Genomic DNA, 15,989 nt, shown 5'->3' on the forward strand with positions numbered 1-15,989 from the left:
CCTGGGCAAGCCATCTGGTAAAACCCCTGCTTGACCTTTTACCTGGAACCTTCATGTCCTCACGTTTTCTCTCGCGCCTGAGCCTGCGCTGGTTTCCCCTGGTGTGCATGGCGCTGTTGATCGTCGGCCTGCCGGTGGGCTGTGCCGTGCTGCAACACAAGGAACGCGAACTGGTGTTTCGCATCGAGCCGGGCACCGCCAGTTGGTACAGCGGCTTGCCCAAGGCGGTGCAGGAATTCGAGCTCAAGCCGGCCAGCTTCAAATCGGGGCAGAATATCCATGGCTGGTGGTACCCGGCGGACAAGAAAGATGCTCCCGCGATCCTCTACCTGCACGGCGTGCGCTGGAACCTCACCGGGCAGCTGTTTCGCATCGAGCAACTGCACGCCCTGGGTTATTCGGTACTGGCCATCGACTATCGCGGCTTCGGCCAGAGCCACGGCGAGCTGCCGTCGGAAACCACCGTGTACGAAGACGCACGCATCGCCTGGGAGCGTTTCCAGGTGCTGCAACCCGACCCACAGAAACGCCTGATCTACGGGCACTCGCTGGGGGGCGCGGTGGCCATCGACCTGGCTGCCGAATTGGGCAAACAGGCACCGTTGCCAGTGCGTGGCCTGGTCATCGAATCCACCTTTACGTCGCTGGCGGATGTAGCCACCGCTGTGGCGAATACCTCACTGCCGGTGCGTTGGTTGCTGTCGCAGAAGTTCGATTCCATCGACAAGATCGCCGACATCCATATGCCGCTGCTGGTGGTGCATGGCCTTGACGACCGCTATGTACCACCGCGTTTCAGCCAGCAGTTGTTTGAAGCCGCCCGGGAGCCCAAACGGCTGTTACTGGTGCCCGGTGCCAGCCACAACAACAGCATGAGCCTGGCCGGTCGCAGCTACGGCCAAGCGCTGGACAAACTGATGCAAGCGAAGATGCCGGCGCAGGTTGTCACGCACTCCACAGGCCGCAACGGCGACTCGTAAAAACGTTTTTCGGCACTGGGTTCGCGCTTGCCTGTCAAGCGCAAACCCAGCCCATGCTGGGCCGAATCCGAAGTTGATCAAATATTGATCTTGGCTTAAATCGCCAACCCTGCCGGGGCTTCGCAAAGTTATCCACAGAGATACCCACGGTTTTCGTGGACAACTCTTTTAATTTTTTTACGTTTTTTTTTGCTCAGAAAAGGTTTTCCGGGAATGTCCCCGGCAACAAAATCTCGCGATTCACATCGCGTATATCGTTATACCCACACAGCGCCATCGTCACGTCCAACTCACGGGCAATGATCTCGAGCGCCTTGGTCACACCCGCCTCGCCCATCGCCCCCAGCCCATACAAATGCGGCCGGCCGATCATCGTACCTTTGGCACCCAACGCCACTGCCTTGAGCACGTCCTGGCCGGAGCGAATGCCGCCGTCGAGCCACACCTCGATACGCTCCCCCACCGCCTCCACAATCGCCGGCAACTGGCTGATGCTCGACGGGGCGCCATCCAATTGCCGTCCTCCGTGATTGCTCACCACCAACGCATCGGCGCCGGCATTCGCGGCCAGGCGTGCATCCTCCACATCGAGGATGCCCTTGATGATCAGCTTGCCACCCCAGCACTTCTTGATCCACTCCACATCATCCCAACTCAGACGCGGGTCGAATTGCTGGGCGGTCCAGGACGACAGCGAACTCATGTCGGCCACGCCTTTTACATGCCCGACGATATTGCCGAAGCCGCGCCGTTTAGTGCCCAGCATGCCCATCACCCAACGCGGTTTGGTGGCCATGTTGAGAATATTCGGCAACGTCAGTTTGGGCGGCGCTGACAGGCCGTTGATCAAGTCCTTGTGGCGTTGCCCGAGGATCTGCAGGTCGAGGGTCAGCACTAATGCATCCACGCCGGCGGCCTTGGCGCGCTCGATCAATTGCTCGATAAAGGCGCGGTCGCGCATCACGTACAGCTGGAACCAGAACGGCTGGCCGACGTGCTCGGCGATGTCTTCCAGCGAACAAATGCTCATGGTCGACAAGGTATAGCGCAGGCCAAAGGCTGCGGCGGCGCGAGCGGTGAGAATCTCGCCATCGGCATGCTGCATGCCGGCCAAACCGGTCGGTGCCAGCGCGACGGGCATGGCCATATCCTGGCCGATCATGCTGGCGCGGATCGAGCGCTCGTCGATATTGCGCGCCACCCGCTGGCGGAACTTGATGCGGGCAAAGTCGCTTTCATTGGCGCGGTAGGTGCTCTCAGTCCAGGAGCCGGAATCGGCGTAGTCGTAGAACATGCGGGGCACACGTTTTTGCGCGAGCTTGCGTAAATCTTCGATGGTTGTGATCAACGACATCTAGGTCACCTCTCCCTGGACTGAACGCTGAGAGTAACCGCCCATCGCGCGCACAACCAGCCATTGCGTTTATAGCCCAGGGCAATTAATCTCGCACAAACCCGCAAAAAGACGCAAAACCATGCACAACACGCATCAAGCCATCGACCTGCCTTCCTTGCGCAAACAGAAGATTTTGTTGCTGCTGGAGCGCGACGGCAAAGTCACCGCCTCGGAGTTGGTGGAGCACTTCGCCGTGTCCCAGGACACCATTCGCCGCGACCTCGGCGAACTCGCCGCCGCCGGCCTGCTGCAACGCGTGCACGGCGGTGCCTTGCCCCGGCCCAAGGACACCGGCAAGGACTTCTTCACCCGTGTCGGCGAGACCAACGACGCCAAGCGCCACCTTGCCCGCCTGGCCGCCGAACGGGTCGAGGACGGCCAGATCGTGCTGTTCGATTCCGGCTCCACCACCCTGCAGATCGCCCAGTCATTGCCGCACTCGATCCGCCTCACGGTAGTCACCACATCGCCCATGATCGCCATCGCTCTGGCCGACCATCCCGACGTTAAAGTGATCCTTACCGGCGGCCAACTCAACCCGGCCACGCTGTCCACCAGCGGCCATGAAACCGTGCGGCTGATCCAGAGCGTCAAGGCCGACCTGCTGTTTACCGGCGTGTGCGCGCTGCATCCGCAAGTCGGCATCAGTTCGCTGCATTTTGATGAAGTGGCGGTCAAGCAAGCCCTGCTCGACAGTGCGTCCCACGTGGTGGCGGTGACCATGGCCGACAAGCTCGGCGCCGTGGAGCCGTTTGTGGTGGCGCCGTGCAGTCGTATTCACACGCTGATCACCGAATGGCACGTGCCGAGTGTGGAGGCGTATGAACAGCTAGGGTTGGAAGTGCTGCGGGTAGAGCTCGAGTAGGCACAGTCAGAACAGCACCTCGGCCGCATCGCGCATGAAAATCTCGATGGTCTTGGGGCCTACACCGTCGAATTCCCCAAGGCGTTTTTCGAAGGCCTCACGGCTTTCGCTGACACTGCGCATATGGGTGATCTTGCCGGCGTATTCGGCGTTCAACCTGGCGCTGAGGTCGAGCAAGCGTTGCGCGGTGGTTTCGTCATAGCGCACGTAATGTGCGCGTCCAAGCATGGCCACCAATTCACGCGATGTGCAGTGCTGCAGCTTGCGCGCAGTGTCACGGCCTGCCTCCTCGACAATCACTTTATAGGCCTGCGCGGCAATCGGCGCCTGGATACGCTTGCCCATCAGGAAGCTGGCGATAAACCACTTGAACAGAGCGTGGTCATCGCCGGGCTTGAGGTCGATGCCCAACTCCGTCGCGCTGATGGCACGGGCCATGCTCAGTGGCCCAGCTTGCGCTCGGCCTTGGCGGCCTGTTCGTTGATGGCATCGGTCTGCCGTTCGATGTCCTTTATCGAGGTGGGCGTCACCACTTTATCGATGGTTTCGGTCTTGGGATTCGGGCGGTCCAGGGTTTGGCCCTTGACGGGTTTTTCCGTGCCGCTCTGGGCTTCTTCAGAGCTGATGGGTGCAGGGGTTTTATCGGCAGTCATGGTGTATCTCCAGTCAATTGAAAGCCCGTGAAAATGGCGGGCGCTTAAGCAGCAGAGGCTTGCCGGTGTGGATAGTTCAAGGAAATTGCCCGCGCCAACCGTCCGAGAAATAAGCGCAAATTAATTTAAACCTTTGCCGTGCGAGCCGGATCAACTCTCCCAGATCCCATTCCCCATCAGGAGACGCTCGATCATGAGTTCACACCTAAACGGCAGAAAGATTCTGGTCATCACCTCCAATACCGGCATTGAGCGCGATGAACTGCTCAAGCCGTTGGAAGCACTGCGCGGTTATGGCGCGACGGTGACCCACGCCTCCAGCAAGGGCGGCACCACACAGACTTTTGTCGGCGACACCGAGAAAGACCAGACGGTGGAATCCGACGCAAAACTGTCCGAGCTCAGCGCTGCTGATTTCGATGCACTGGTCATTCCCGGTGGCACCGTCAATGCGGACACGTTGCGCCAGGATGCGGCCGCGTTGAAGCTGATCAACGCGTTCGTGCAGGCCGGTAAAACCGTGGCCGCGATCTGTCACGGGCCATGGGCGCTGATTGATGCAGGCGTAATCAAGGGCAAGACCCTGACCTCCTACAAGAGCGTGCGCATCGACCTGGAAAACGCCGGTGCCGCCGGCTGGGTCGATGCGGACGTCAAGGAGTGCAAGGCCAACGGCTGGACACTGATTACCTCGCGTACACCGGACGATCTGCCGGCGTTCAATGAGGCGATTGCCAAGGCTTTGGCAGGCTGACACCCGAGGGCTGAACGAAAACAGGCGCCTCGAAGGCGCCTGTTTTTTATGGGCTGATGCCTCAGCTTTTACGATGTTCCGGCATTTCCCGTTTCGGCCCGAACATCGCCCAGGCGATCAGCCCAAACAGCGGTACAAAAATCAGCACCACCAGCCATAATCCTTTCGACTCCCAGCCCCCCGTGCTGCGCAACACGATATTGATCGCCCACAATTCCAGCAGCAGCAGAATCACTGCCAGACCGATCCAGATATATTGAATTTCCATGCTTCACCTCCTAGGTTATATGCCTTAGGTCAAGCAGGGGCCGCGAGGGTTCATTAAAATTTTCGCGATGGCTCATCCGCAACGGGTGGCTCGGGTGTGAGCCCCCAGTCGCCGTGTTCATACCAGTCATCACCGAGCATCTCGGCCGGGTGCATGGTGCGGTCGGCACCGTTGCCGCAGGCCAGGTCGGAGGCACCGCAATAGCGGTCACACCCCCAGCAGATGCGTTCAGGGTGTTTGGGATGCAGCGGAAATGGCTTGGCCATGAAGCAGCTTCCTACCGGCGAACTGTGGGTCAAGCCTAACGCCACGATCCCAACCCAGCCTTGACCCGGATCAAGCCGGGCAATCATGAAATATCCTGCAAACTTGACAAGAATCATTATTATTCACGCCAGACCTTCCTAGACTCGGGCTCTCTCCCCTCTCCTGTCAGGAAGCCCTCATGCGTACTTCATCCCTGCTGCCCATCCTCCTGTTGATGACCACCTGCGCGGCGTCTGCCAAGGAGTACCCGATCGGCGAACCGCAACACTGCCCGGGGCTGGAAATCGGCGCGGTGTACCTGCAACCGATCGAGATGGCCCCTGCGGGGATGATGCGCGCCACCGCCGATTCCGACGTGCACCTGGAAGCCGACGTACGCGCCACGGCAGACAACGCCCAAGGCTTTCAGGAAGGCAGTTTCGTGCCTTACCTGAACCTGTCCTTCTCGCTGAAAAAACAAGGTGACACGCCGCCCATCAACGGTGACTTCCACGCCATGGTCGCCAATGACGGCCCGCACTATGGCGACAACGTCAAGCTGCAAGGGCCGGGAAAATACAGCCTCACCTTCACCGTTACCCCGCCTTTCGGCCACCATTCCCTGGGCCGTCATACCGACAAGGAAACCGGGGTAGCGCCTTGGTTCGAACGCTGCGAAGTGCACTACGAATTCGTCTACGCCGGCATCGGCAAGAAAGGCGGCTATTGATGCGCCGCGCCCTGCTGCTCGGCGGGTGTGTGCTGAACGGTGTGGCCTTGGCGGCACCGTTGCCCACCTATGAATTGACTCTGCAAGACGGCCACTTCACCCCGCCTCAGTTGGCGGTCAAGGCCGGCGAACGTTTCAAGATCGTGCTCAAGAACCTCGGCCAAGGCCCGGCCGAATTCGAAAGCACGCCGTTGCGGGTGGAGAAAGTCTTGTCCCCTGGGGTGACCACCTTTGTGGTGATCCACCCCCTCAAGCCAGGCACTTATCCATTCTTCGACGAATTCAACCCCCAACTGCCCGAAGGCAGCATACGTGCCGAATAGGAGCCGTTGATGAACACAGCGATGTTTATTGTGTGGCGCGAAAGCGTCGAGGCGCTGCTGGTGATCGGCATTCTGCAGGCCTGGATCAGCTGCCAGGCAGGTCGCTCGCGCCTGGCCCGTTACCTCTGGGCCGGCGTGCTGCTGGGCTTGCTCGGTTCAGCCGGGTTGGCGGGGTTGATGCTGTGGGCCGGCGAAACCATGACCGGCCCCGCGGGTGAATGGCTGCAAGCGGCGCTGACCCTGGTCGCCAGCGGCCTGATGGTGCAGATGGTGTTCTGGATGCATCGCCATGCGCCCACCCTCAAACACCGGTTGGTCAGTGAAGCCGACCAGCGCCTGACCCGGCACGGCGGCTGGGGCGTGTTGCTGCTGGCCCTGCTGGCGGTAAGCCGCGAAGGCAGCGAAACCGTGGTGTTCTTGTATGGCGCCGGTGCCCGTCTGCACGACGAAGCCCTGGGTCTGTTTGCCATCGGTGGCGTGCTGGGGTTGGTGCTGGCCGGGCTGACGGTGGTGCTGTTGCGCAGCAGCCGACGCGTTATTTCCTGGGCGCGTTTTTTCGCCCTCAGCGAAGGCTTGCTGTTGCTGCTGGGCGGCGCGTTATTGGTTGCTGCGGTGGACCGCATCAGTGGGCAACTGCTGGCGATGGACATGCCCGACTGGGTCTACTCGGCCTTTGGCGACAGCCGCTGGGACAGCAGCCTGCTGCTCAGTGACAGCCACGGCCTGGGCGCGTTGCTTGCCGACTTCGCCGGCTATCGCGCCGCGCCCAGCCTGATCACGGTGCTGGTGTTGCTCGGCTATTGGCTGCTGGTGGGCAACGGCCTGCGCCGGTCACGGCAAGCCGCATGAGCTGGCTACAGCAACTGGGCGATGGCATGCGCCGCCATGGGCGGCTGATCCGAAGCGTGCAATGGGCGGTGGTGCTGGTGTACGCCGTGCTGCTGGTGTTGCCGACGCTGCTGCCCCTGCCGGACAGCCAGGCGCGCCTGCTCGACAACCTCACGCTGCTTGCGCAATTCATCTTCTGGGGCCTCTGGTGGCCGTTCGTGTTGCTGTCGATGGTGCTGTTCGGGCGCCTGTGGTGCGGCGTGCTCTGCCCGGAAGGTGCCTTGAGCGAATGGGCCAGCCAGCACGGGCGCGGCCTGGGCATTCCGCGCTGGCTGCGCTGGGGTGGCTGGCCGACCCTGGGCTTTTGCTTGACCACGCTCTACGGCCAGTTGATCAGCGTGTACGACTACGCCCAGGCCGCGCTGCTGATCCTCGGTGGTTCGACCCTCGCGGCGGTCGTGGTCGGCCTGCTGTTCGTGCGCGGCAAACGCGTCTGGTGCCGCTACCTGTGCCCGGTCAGCGGCGTCTTCGCCCTGCTCGCCCGCCTGGCGCCGGTGCACTTCGCCGTGGATGAACAACGCTGGAAGGCCAACGCCGCGCCACGCCTGCCCTTGCCCAACTGCGCGCCGCTGCTGGACATCCGTCGCCTGCAAGGCGCCAGCGAATGCCACGCCTGCGGCCGCTGCAGCGGGCAACGCGGCGCGGTGCAATTGATCGCCCGCTCATGCAACCAGGAGATTCTCCAGGCACCCCTGCAACACGGCTCGGCCTGGGACGCGCGCCTCTTGCTGTTCGGCGTGATCGGCCTGGCCATGGGCGCGTTTCAGTGGACGGTAAGCCCCTGGTTCATCGCCCTCAAGCAACACCTGGCCGAGTGGCTGGTGAGCCGCGACTGGCTATGGCCGCTGCACGACAACGCCCCCTGGTGGTTGCTCACCCATTACCCGCAAAGCAATGACAGTTTCAGCTGGCTGGACGGGGGGTGCATCGTGCTGTATCTGGCCGGCAGCTCGCTGGTGGTGGGCGGCGGATGCTGGCTGTGGTTGCAACTGGCTGCGCGCTCGGCGGGCGATCGCGCACTGTTTCGGCCCCTGGCGCTGACATTGACGCCCCTGGGTGGTGCGGGGTTGTTCCTGGGGTTGTCGGCGACCACGGTGAAGCTGTTGCGCTATGAAGGCTTGGTATTGGCGTGGGTGCAACCGCTGCGAGCGGGGATCTTGATGGCGGCGATCGGCTGGTGCCTGTGGTTGGCGTGGCAACGACTCGAGGGACTGCCTCGCGGACGGGCGTGGCTGTGCATGCTGATGAGTACCGGGTTGATCGGCTATGGCTGGTGGCTGCAGTTCTGGGGCTGGGCCAACTGAAGCATTGAGACTGTGGGAGGGGGCTTGCCCCCTCCCACATTTGCCAACGTCTCGCTAGACCTTGAAGCGCGCCACGGTCTGATGCAGCGCCCCCGCCATCCCCGCCAGGTCATGCCCCGCCGTCTCCGTATGCAAGGCGCCCTGCAACACCTGCTGCGACAGGGTGCGGATGCCAATCAGGTTGCGATCCACCTCCCGCGCCACCAGCGCCTGCTCTTCGGTGGCGCTGGCGATCATCATGTTGCGCTCGTTGATCTGCGAGATAGACCGGGTAATTTCATCCAGCGCCTCCCCCGAACGCTGCGCCACGCCGAGGGTCGCCTGCACCCGCTCACTGCTGCTGTGCATGGCCGCCACCGCGTGTTCGGTGTCCTGGCGGATATTGCCGATCATCTGCTCGATCTCCTGGGTCGAGGCCTGGGTGCGATGGGCCAGCGCGCGCACCTCATCGGCCACCACCGCAAACCCACGCCCGGCATCGCCGGCCCGGGCCGCTTCGATAGCGGCGTTGAGGGCCAGCAGGTTGGTCTGGTCGGCGATGCTGCGAATCACTTCGAGCACGCTGCTGATGTCCTGCACACGGCCGGCCAGTTGCTGGATGCGCTCCGAGGTTTCCACCACGCCGGTGGCCAGGGTGTTGATCGACGCCACGGTCTCCTGCACCTGGGCGCGGCCGCGCTGGGCGGTCTGTTCCGACAGGCGTGAAGCCTCGCTGGTACTCACCGCATTGCGCGCCACCTCGTCCACGGCGGCGGTCATCTCATTCACGGCAGTGGCCGCCTGCTCGATCTCCTGGCCCTGGGACTGCAAGCTGCTGCTGGTCTGGCTGCTGACCGCGCTCAACTCTTCGGAGGAACTGGCCACGCCGTCCACCGAGGCGGCAATCTGCCGGACCATCTGGTTGAGGTTCTGCTGCATCTGGTGCAGGTTGCGCATCACGCTGCCTTCGGCGCTGTTGCCCAGCGGCACTTCGATGGTCAGGTCGCCCTGGGCGATATGGCTGAGTACACGTGCGGCTTCGTCGGGCTCCCCGCCCAGCGGGCGGATCACGCTGCGGGTGACGATGACGGCGGCGGTCACCACCAGGGCCACGCACAACAGCAGCAGCCCCAGCATGGTGCGCCGGGCGTCGTCGTACAGCACCTGCGCCGCCTGCTCACGCTCGGCGAACACGCGGCCCTGCATGGCCATCAGCGCATCCAGGCTCTTGAACACCGCAAGCTCGGCCGGCATCACCTGTTGCTTGAGCTGGGCCAGTCCCTGTTCACGGGCGCCCTGTTTGATCAGCGCCTGCACCTGGGTGAAGGCCGCCACATAGGTTTCACGATGGGCCTTGAGGGTCGCATAGGCGGCCTGGCCTTCGGCGGTATCGAGCAACGGTTCGAGGGTGGCAAACGCCTCGGTGATGCGTTGCCGGGTGCTGCCGATCGAAGCTTGAGCGGCCTGATTATCTGCGTCGATCAGTAGGTCGCGGGTGTTGCGGCCGTTATCGCGCACGCCGGTGGCGATCGCCATGATCGGCGCGATTTTCGGCCAGTCCTGCTGCACGATCTGTGCGGACTGTTGCTTGAGGGTCGCCAGGTCGTGCAAGGCGTAGAACACCAAGCCGACCAGGGCCAGCGGCGCAATCGCGAAACCGATGACAATGCGTTGTGCCGTGGTTAACTGCTTCATTCTGAACATTCCTTGATGAACACCTGCCCACCATGGGCAGCATCTTTAAAAACCGGTTGAGGGTGTGGGTCACCCTCGCAAGACAAACGCGGGAAACAACTCGCGCAAACGGCCCCACAGCTCGGGCAACGCGGCCTGTGCCGGTGCACTCGGCAAATGCGGGTCGAGCATGCTGACGGTCCGCACCATCTGCACGGCGAAGCGCTGCACACCCGTGGCTTGCAAACGCTGGGCCAGCTGCAACAGGCGCGGTGGGTCGATCAGGTGCCAATGCACCGTGGTGCGGCATTCGTAGTCCACGCCACTGGCGAGCAAGGTGTCGAGGCTGCGCCAATTGGCGGCGCCACTGCCCTTGACCTGGGTGATCGACTGGCAGTCTTCGGCCAGGGCCTTCACGTCGAACCCGACCCAGTCGGCATGACGCAACGCATTGGCAAACCCTGCCGGCTTGATCCCGGCGCTGTGCAAGCCGATGTGAAAACCCATCGCCCGCACTTCATCCATCGCCGCCGGCAAGCCTTCCTGCAAGGTCGGCTCGCCGCCGCTGAACACCACGGCATCGAGCAAGTCCCGGCGCCGTTGCAGGAACAGCAGCACCCGGCGCCAATCCACTTGCGTGCTGGCGCGCGGCGGGATCAGGTCCGGGTTGTGGCAGTAACGACAACGCCAGGCACAGCCCTGGCAGAACAGCACGCAAGCGAGCATGCCGGGGTAGTCGAGGGTGGTCAGGGGCACCAGGCCCCCGACCCGTAGCGCTCGGCTCATTGCCGCCCGGCCGCCGCAGCCGTTTCGGTGAAGTGCACGCGCTCCTTGTGCTCGGATTGCTTGCCGGGGTTGAACGCCGACACCGGCCGGTGATAACCCATCACCCGGGTCCAGACTTCGCAGCGCTGACGTTGTGGCTGGGATGCTTGCATGGTGAATCTCCTTGGGGTTGAAAAGCTTGGTTTAACGGGCGGCTGCCAGGGCTTCATCGCACTTGGGGCAGAACTCATGTTCACCGGCCAGATAGCCATGCACCGGGCAGATCGAAAACGTCGGCGTCACCGTGAGGTACGGCAGGCGGAAACGCCCCAGCGCCTTGCGCACCAACTGCTTGCAGGCCTGGGTCGAGGAAATCTGCTCGGCCATGTACAGGTGCAACACGGTGCCGCCGGTGTATTTGCATTGCAGTTCGTCTTGCAGCTCCAGGGCTTCGAACGGGTCCTGGGTAAAGCCCACCGGCAGTTGCGACGAGTTGGTGTAGTACGGCGCGACATCGCTGCCCGCTTGCAGGATGTCGGGGTAGCGCTTGCGGTCTTCCTTGGCGAAGCGGTAGGTAGTGCCTTCGGCCGGCGTCGCCTCGAGGTTGTAGAGATGGCCGGTGTCCTCCTGGAAGCGCAGCAAGGTGGCGCGCACGTGGTCGAGCAATTTGAGCGCAAAGGCGCGGCCCTGCTCGGTGTGCATGCCCTGCTCGTCACCGCTGAAATTGCGCAGCATCTCGTGCATGCCATTGAGGCCGATGGTGGAGAAGTGATTGCGCAGCGTGCCCAGGTAGCGCTTGGTGTAGGGGTAAAGGCCGGCGTCCATGTGATGCTGGATCACCTTGCGCTTGACCTCCAGGCTCTCCATGGCCATCTCCATCAGGCTGTCCAGGCGTTGCAGCAAGCCCGAGGTATCCCCCTTGAACAGGTAGCCCAGGCGCGCACAGTTGATCGTCACCACCCCCAGGCTGCCGGTCTGCTCCGCCGAGCCAAACAGGCCGCCGCCACGCTTGAGCAACTCGCGCACGTCCAGTTGCAGGCGACAGCACATCGAGCGCACCTGGTTGGGCTGCATGTCCGAGTTGAGGAAGTTCTGGAAGTACGGCAGGCCGTAACGTGCGGTCATCTCGAACAGGCGGTCGGCGTTGTCGCTGTCCCAGGGGAAATCATGGGTGATGTTGTAGGTCGGAATCGGGAAGGTGAACACCCGGCCCTTGGCGTCACCGGCCTGCATCACTTCGATGTAGGCACGGTTGATCAGCTCCATTTCGGCTTGCAGGTCGCCATAGGCAAACGGCATTTCCTCACCGCCGATCACCGGCACCTGTTCACGCAGGTCTTCTGGGCAGACCCAGTCGAAGGTCAGGTTGGTAAACGGCGTCTGGGTGCCCCAGCGTGACGGCACGTTGAGGTTGTAGATGAACTCCTGCACCGCCTGGCGCACTTGCGGATAGCTCAGCTGATCCTTGCGCACATAGGGCGCCAGGTAGGTGTCAAAGGAACTGAACGCCTGCGCGCCGGCCCACTCGTTCTGCAGGGTGCCGAGAAAGTTGACCATCTGCCCCAACGCGCTGCTCAAGTGCTTGGGCGGCCCCGCCTCCACACGCCCCGGTACGCCATTGAGGCCTTCATGCAACAACGAACGCAGGGACCAGCCGGCGCAGTAACCGGCGAGCATGTCCAGGTCATGGATATGCAGGTCGGCCTCGCGATGCGCACGGCCGATCTGCTCGCTGTAGACCTCATCCAGCCAGTAATTGGCGGTGACCTTGCCCGCCACATTCAGCACCAGCCCGCCGAGGGAATAGCCCTGGTTGGCGTTGGCCTGCACGCGCCAGTCTTCGCGGTCGAGGTATTCGTTCATGGAGGTGGCGACTTCCACCAGGGTCTTGCGGTCGCGGCGCAGGCGGCCGTGTTGTTCGCGGTAGACGATGTAGGCGCGCATCGACAGGAAGTAGCCGGCGTCCATCAATACGCGTTCGACGCTGTCCTGGATTTGTTCGACGTCCAGTTGGTCGATGCCTCTCAGGCGGGCCAGGACGGCGCCCAGCAGCAGGTCGACGTCGGGGGGCTGGTATTCGCCGGTGGCGGTGCCGGCGGCGATCAGGGCCTGGCGGATTTTTTCGGCGTCGAAGGGGACGAGCGTGCCGTCGCGTTTGTGTAGGCGGGTGCTGGTCAGGGGGGTGAGCGCGGTTTGCATTGGGGGGCTCCAGACACTACATATAGATATTTTTTAGTCTTTAAACACAATATGCGGTGATATTACGAATAGCTCGGAGAGTGTCCCTTGATCGGGATCAAGGTTTTTATGATCGGGGGCATATCCGTTATTTAGGTCACGGCGGATATTGGTTCCGCCCTTACGGCGGGTCACTTTGGAAAAGAGCCCCAAAGTAACCAAAGGGCTCTTGCCCCAACACTCGGCACCTCGCCCAGGCTCGGTGTGCCCGTAATTCGACAGTGATTTGGGGGGCCGCCTAAGATCAAAATCAAAAGCAGATCTAAAGCCAGAGCCAGAGCAAACCACCCCTTCAACTGATACATGAAGATCAAACTGTGGGAGGGGGCTTGCCCCCGATGGCGGTGTGTCAGCCAGCTCATCAGTGACTGACCCACTGCCATCGGGGGCAAGCCCCCTCCCACACTTTGACCGAGTACCGCCCATACAATCCGGTCGGCCAGAGCCAGAGCCAGAGCAAACCACCCTTCAACTGATACATGAAGATCAAACTGTGGGAGGGGGCTTGCCCCCGATGGCGGTGTGTCAGCCAACTCATCAGTGACTGACCCACTGCCATCGGGGGCAAGCCCCCTCCCACACTTTGACCGAGTACCGCCCATACAATCCGGTCGGCCAGAGCCAGAGCCAGAGCCAGAGCAAACCACCCCTTCAACTGATACATGAAGATCAAACTGTGGGAGGGGGCTTGCCCCCGATGGCGGTGTGTCAGCCAACTCATCAGTGACTGACCCACTGTCATCGGGGGCAAGCCCCATCCCACACTTTGACCGAGTACCGGCCATACAATCCGGTCGGCTCTAAGGCCGCCGCGCTCCTGCTTTTGATCTGGGGCGCCCCGTCAAACACGCTGGCCGAACGCAGGCTTGAATCCGTGGGTAACCCGGCAGGACGCCGGGTTAGCCGCACTGGGCCATGGATGGCCCATTGCGGCGGCCCACGGATTCAAGCCGGAGTGAGGGCACACCGAGCCTAGGCGAGGTGCCGAGTGTTGGGGCGAAGCGTTTTTGGTTACTTTTTGCGCTCTTCAAAAAGTGACCCGCCGTAAGGGCGGAACCATAAGCCGCCGTGACCGAAGAAACGGATATGTACACGACGACCAAACAGCCCCCATCACCCCCCACTCACACTCATAAACCGCACCACCTGCACCTCCCCCGCCCCCGTAAAATCATGCCCCAACGGCTTCCCCCGCAACGCCCGATGCAACGCCTCAACCAACGGCCCATCCTCCAGCGGATAGCGCCTGAGCAACCCACACAGGTCCAGCGCATCCTCCTGCCCCAGACACAACAACAACCGCCCCTCCACCGTCATTCGCACCCGATTGCAACTGCCACAAAAATTCTGCGAATTAGGCGAAATAAACCCGATCCGCGTCCGCGGATGCCCCGCCAGCCGCACATACCTGGCCGGCCCACCGCTGTTCTCGGTGCTGTCGAGCAACACATGCTCACGGGCAATCACCCCACGCACTTCATCACTGGCACAGAACGTCTCCCCCCGCGAACGCCCCACATCCCCCAAGGGCATTTCCTCGATAAAACTGATATCGATCCCCTGCTCGATCGCATACCGCACCAACCCCGGCACCTCATCGAAATTGCGCCCTTTCATCACCACGCAATTGAGCTTGACCCGCTCGAACCCCGCATCCCGCGCCGCCTCGATACCGTCCAGTACCTGGCGCAAGTCACCGTTGCGGGTGATCGCCCGAAACCGCTCGGGGTCCAGGCTGTCGAGGCTGATGTTCATGCGCTTGACCCCTGCGTCCACTAAGGGCCGCGCCAATCGCGCCAGTTGCGAGCCGTTGCTGGTCATCACCAGTTCACGCAAGCCCGGCAACGCCGCGATGTTGCGGCACAGCCCGACAATCCCGGGCCGGATCAGCGGCTCACCGCCGGTCAGGCGGATCTTGCGCACGCCCTGGTCCACGAACAACCGGGCCAGGCGTTCCAGTTCTTCCAGGCTCAACACCTGCTGGCGCGGCAGGAAGGTCATGGTCTTCGCCATGCAGTACACACAGCGAAAATCACAGCGGTCGGTCACCGACAAGCGCAGGTAGTCGATGCTACGGCCGAGCCCATCCACCAGGCTCATGTCACTGCACCAACGGCGAGTCGGCGCCCTGCAGCGCAAGGCCACGAATGTCCGCCGCGCCGATCAGGGTTTGCAGGTACTGCACCAATGCCTTCTGCCATACGCCTTGTTGCAGCTGGGTGCGAATCGCCCCGGCCACGGCTTCATAGGGCAGAGGTTGCCCTTCGATGCGCTGGTCGATGCTGATCACGTGCCAGCCATAGCGGCTTTCCAGCGGTTTGTCAGCCAGGCCCGGTGCCAGGGTGAACAGTTGGCGTTCCAGTTCCGGCACGGTCTGGCCCTTGCTGATCTGGCCCAGCGAACCGCCCTGGGCCTTGGAGGGGCACGCCGAATACTTGAGGGCCAGCTCGGCGAAAGTACCGGGGGTCTGCGCCAGGCTCAGCAACAGGATTTCCGCCTGCACATGGGCCATCTGGCGTGCCTCGGCATCGTCCGGCGCGCACTCGAGCAGGATGTGCCGCACCGCCAGCAACGGCGCGCTGTGGAAGCGCCCGCGATTGCTCTCAAAGTAATGCCGGCAGGTCGCTTCGTCGCACTGCGGCACGCTGATTTCGCGCTCCAGCAGCAAGCGCGTGGCCGCTTCCTCTTCGTTCTCGCCGGGGGCGATGTCCACCGCCAGGCCCAATTCGGCAATACGCTGTTGCAGCAACTCGCGAATCACCAGGGCGCGGGCCGCCAGGTACACCGCCGCCTCGCGGCTTTCGGCCGGGTGGTATTGCAACTCCAGGGCCATCGCCTCAGGCGTGATCGACACGCCGTTGACGCTGACGATGGGCCATTCCTGTTCACTGCTGGCAATCAATTCAGGCTGGGTCATCACGCGCTC

At 62.5% G+C, this 15,989-nt stretch carries 18 protein-coding genes; 7 read left to right on the forward strand and 11 right to left on the reverse strand.

The features are described 5' to 3' along the window. Nucleotides 1–53 precede the first annotated feature (53 nt). The gene (locus M2497_RS17930) at nucleotides 54–980 is read left to right on the forward strand and encodes an alpha/beta hydrolase (protein WP_248482061.1); all 927 of its coding nucleotides are present in this window, start codon (nucleotides 54–56) and stop codon (nucleotides 978–980) included. Between the two features lie 193 nt (nucleotides 981–1,173). Here M2497_RS17930 and M2497_RS17935 read toward each other — a convergent pair whose 3' ends face one another. Further along, nucleotides 1,174–2,334 carry an alpha-hydroxy acid oxidase gene (locus tag M2497_RS17935; RefSeq protein ID WP_248482063.1) on the reverse strand — a complete coding sequence of 387 codons (1,161 nt, stop codon included), beginning with the start codon at nucleotides 2,332–2,334 and terminating at the stop codon, nucleotides 1,174–1,176. A gap of 121 nt (nucleotides 2,335–2,455) precedes the next feature. On the opposite strand from M2497_RS17935, the gene M2497_RS17940 reads away from it, so the two are divergent. Next, nucleotides 2,456–3,241, forward strand: coding sequence for a DeoR/GlpR family DNA-binding transcription regulator (locus M2497_RS17940; RefSeq protein WP_248482065.1), 786 nt, complete (start codon nucleotides 2,456–2,458; stop codon nucleotides 3,239–3,241). Between the two features lie 6 nt (nucleotides 3,242–3,247). Here M2497_RS17940 and M2497_RS17945 read toward each other — a convergent pair whose 3' ends face one another. Together M2497_RS17945 and M2497_RS17950 are read right to left on the reverse strand one after the other, a co-directional pair. Beyond that, the gene (locus tag M2497_RS17945; RefSeq protein WP_248482067.1) at nucleotides 3,248–3,679 is read right to left on the reverse strand and encodes a DNA methylase; all 432 of its coding nucleotides are present in this window, start codon (nucleotides 3,677–3,679) and stop codon (nucleotides 3,248–3,250) included. Nucleotides 3,680–3,681: 2 nt separating this feature from the next. Then, the gene (locus M2497_RS17950; protein WP_058427286.1) at nucleotides 3,682–3,894 is read right to left on the reverse strand and encodes a hypothetical protein; all 213 of its coding nucleotides are present in this window, start codon (nucleotides 3,892–3,894) and stop codon (nucleotides 3,682–3,684) included. Nucleotides 3,895–4,087: 193 nt separating this feature from the next. Here M2497_RS17950 and M2497_RS17955 point away from each other — a divergent pair, with 193 nt between their 5' ends. Next, entirely contained in the window at nucleotides 4,088–4,648 is a 561-nt protein-coding gene (locus tag M2497_RS17955) for a type 1 glutamine amidotransferase domain-containing protein (RefSeq protein ID WP_248482069.1), read from the forward strand. A 61-nt stretch (nucleotides 4,649–4,709) separates the two neighbouring features. Here the strand turns inward: M2497_RS17955 and M2497_RS17960 are convergent, their stop codons facing one another. Together M2497_RS17960 and M2497_RS17965 are read right to left on the reverse strand one after the other, a co-directional pair. Continuing rightward, nucleotides 4,710–4,916 (reverse strand): PLDc N-terminal domain-containing protein, encoded by a 207-nt coding sequence (locus tag M2497_RS17960; RefSeq protein ID WP_058427284.1) that lies wholly within the window; start codon nucleotides 4,914–4,916, stop codon nucleotides 4,710–4,712. A 53-nt stretch (nucleotides 4,917–4,969) separates the two neighbouring features. Next, nucleotides 4,970–5,182 (reverse strand): DUF3079 domain-containing protein, encoded by a 213-nt coding sequence (locus M2497_RS17965; RefSeq protein ID WP_248482071.1) that lies wholly within the window; start codon nucleotides 5,180–5,182, stop codon nucleotides 4,970–4,972. Nucleotides 5,183–5,361: 179 nt separating this feature from the next. On the opposite strand from M2497_RS17965, the gene M2497_RS17970 reads away from it, so the two are divergent. The 4 genes from M2497_RS17970 to M2497_RS17985 are packed head-to-tail and all read left to right on the forward strand — an operon-like array spanning nucleotide 5,362 to nucleotide 8,407. Continuing rightward, the gene (locus M2497_RS17970; RefSeq protein ID WP_248482073.1) at nucleotides 5,362–5,892 is read left to right on the forward strand and encodes an iron transporter; all 531 of its coding nucleotides are present in this window, start codon (nucleotides 5,362–5,364) and stop codon (nucleotides 5,890–5,892) included. Beyond that, complete coding sequence (locus M2497_RS17975) at nucleotides 5,892–6,215, forward strand: cupredoxin domain-containing protein (RefSeq protein ID WP_248482075.1); 324 nt, start codon at nucleotides 5,892–5,894, stop codon at nucleotides 6,213–6,215. Before M2497_RS17970 ends, M2497_RS17975 begins: the two co-directional genes overlap by 1 nt. Nucleotides 6,216–6,224: 9 nt before the next feature. Beyond that, entirely contained in the window at nucleotides 6,225–7,064 is an 840-nt protein-coding gene (locus tag M2497_RS17980) for an FTR1 family protein (protein WP_248482077.1), read from the forward strand. Next, nucleotides 7,061–8,407 carry a 4Fe-4S binding protein gene (locus tag M2497_RS17985; protein ID WP_248482079.1) on the forward strand — a complete coding sequence of 449 codons (1,347 nt, stop codon included), beginning with the start codon at nucleotides 7,061–7,063 and terminating at the stop codon, nucleotides 8,405–8,407. Before M2497_RS17980 ends, M2497_RS17985 begins: the two co-directional genes overlap by 4 nt. A gap of 54 nt (nucleotides 8,408–8,461) precedes the next feature. Here the strand turns inward: M2497_RS17985 and M2497_RS17990 are convergent, their stop codons facing one another. The 6 genes from M2497_RS17990 to M2497_RS18010 form a co-directional block, all read right to left on the reverse strand. After that, complete coding sequence (locus M2497_RS17990; protein WP_248482081.1) at nucleotides 8,462–10,081, reverse strand: methyl-accepting chemotaxis protein; 1,620 nt, start codon at nucleotides 10,079–10,081, stop codon at nucleotides 8,462–8,464. Nucleotides 10,082–10,150: 69 nt separating this feature from the next. Continuing rightward, the gene (locus tag M2497_RS17995; RefSeq protein ID WP_248482083.1) at nucleotides 10,151–10,846 is read right to left on the reverse strand and encodes an anaerobic ribonucleoside-triphosphate reductase activating protein; all 696 of its coding nucleotides are present in this window, start codon (nucleotides 10,844–10,846) and stop codon (nucleotides 10,151–10,153) included. After that, on the reverse strand, nucleotides 10,843–10,998 hold the full coding sequence (nrdD, locus tag M2497_RS30700) for an anaerobic ribonucleoside-triphosphate reductase (RefSeq protein WP_058427276.1): 156 nt from the start codon (nucleotides 10,996–10,998) through the stop codon (nucleotides 10,843–10,845). The genes M2497_RS17995 and nrdD overlap by 4 nt, the downstream gene beginning before the upstream one ends. 31 nt (nucleotides 10,999–11,029) lie before the next feature. Next, nucleotides 11,030–13,024 (reverse strand): ribonucleoside triphosphate reductase, encoded by a 1,995-nt coding sequence (locus tag M2497_RS18000; RefSeq protein WP_282578282.1) that lies wholly within the window; start codon nucleotides 13,022–13,024, stop codon nucleotides 11,030–11,032. Nucleotides 13,025–14,176: 1,152 nt separating this feature from the next. Next, nucleotides 14,177–15,163: a GTP 3',8-cyclase MoaA gene (gene moaA / locus M2497_RS18005; protein ID WP_248482085.1), complete on the reverse strand. Its 987-nt coding sequence runs from the start codon at nucleotides 15,161–15,163 to the stop codon at nucleotides 14,177–14,179. Nucleotide 15,164: 1 nt separating this feature from the next. Further along, nucleotides 15,165–15,980: a peptidylprolyl isomerase gene (locus M2497_RS18010; protein WP_248482087.1), complete on the reverse strand. Its 816-nt coding sequence runs from the start codon at nucleotides 15,978–15,980 to the stop codon at nucleotides 15,165–15,167. Between the last annotated feature and the right edge of the window lie 9 nt (nucleotides 15,981–15,989).

This window comes from Pseudomonas sp. CYM-20-01 (assembly GCF_023169845.1).
Taxonomy (GTDB): Bacteria; Pseudomonadota; Gammaproteobacteria; order Pseudomonadales; family Pseudomonadaceae; genus Aquipseudomonas; species Aquipseudomonas azotoformans.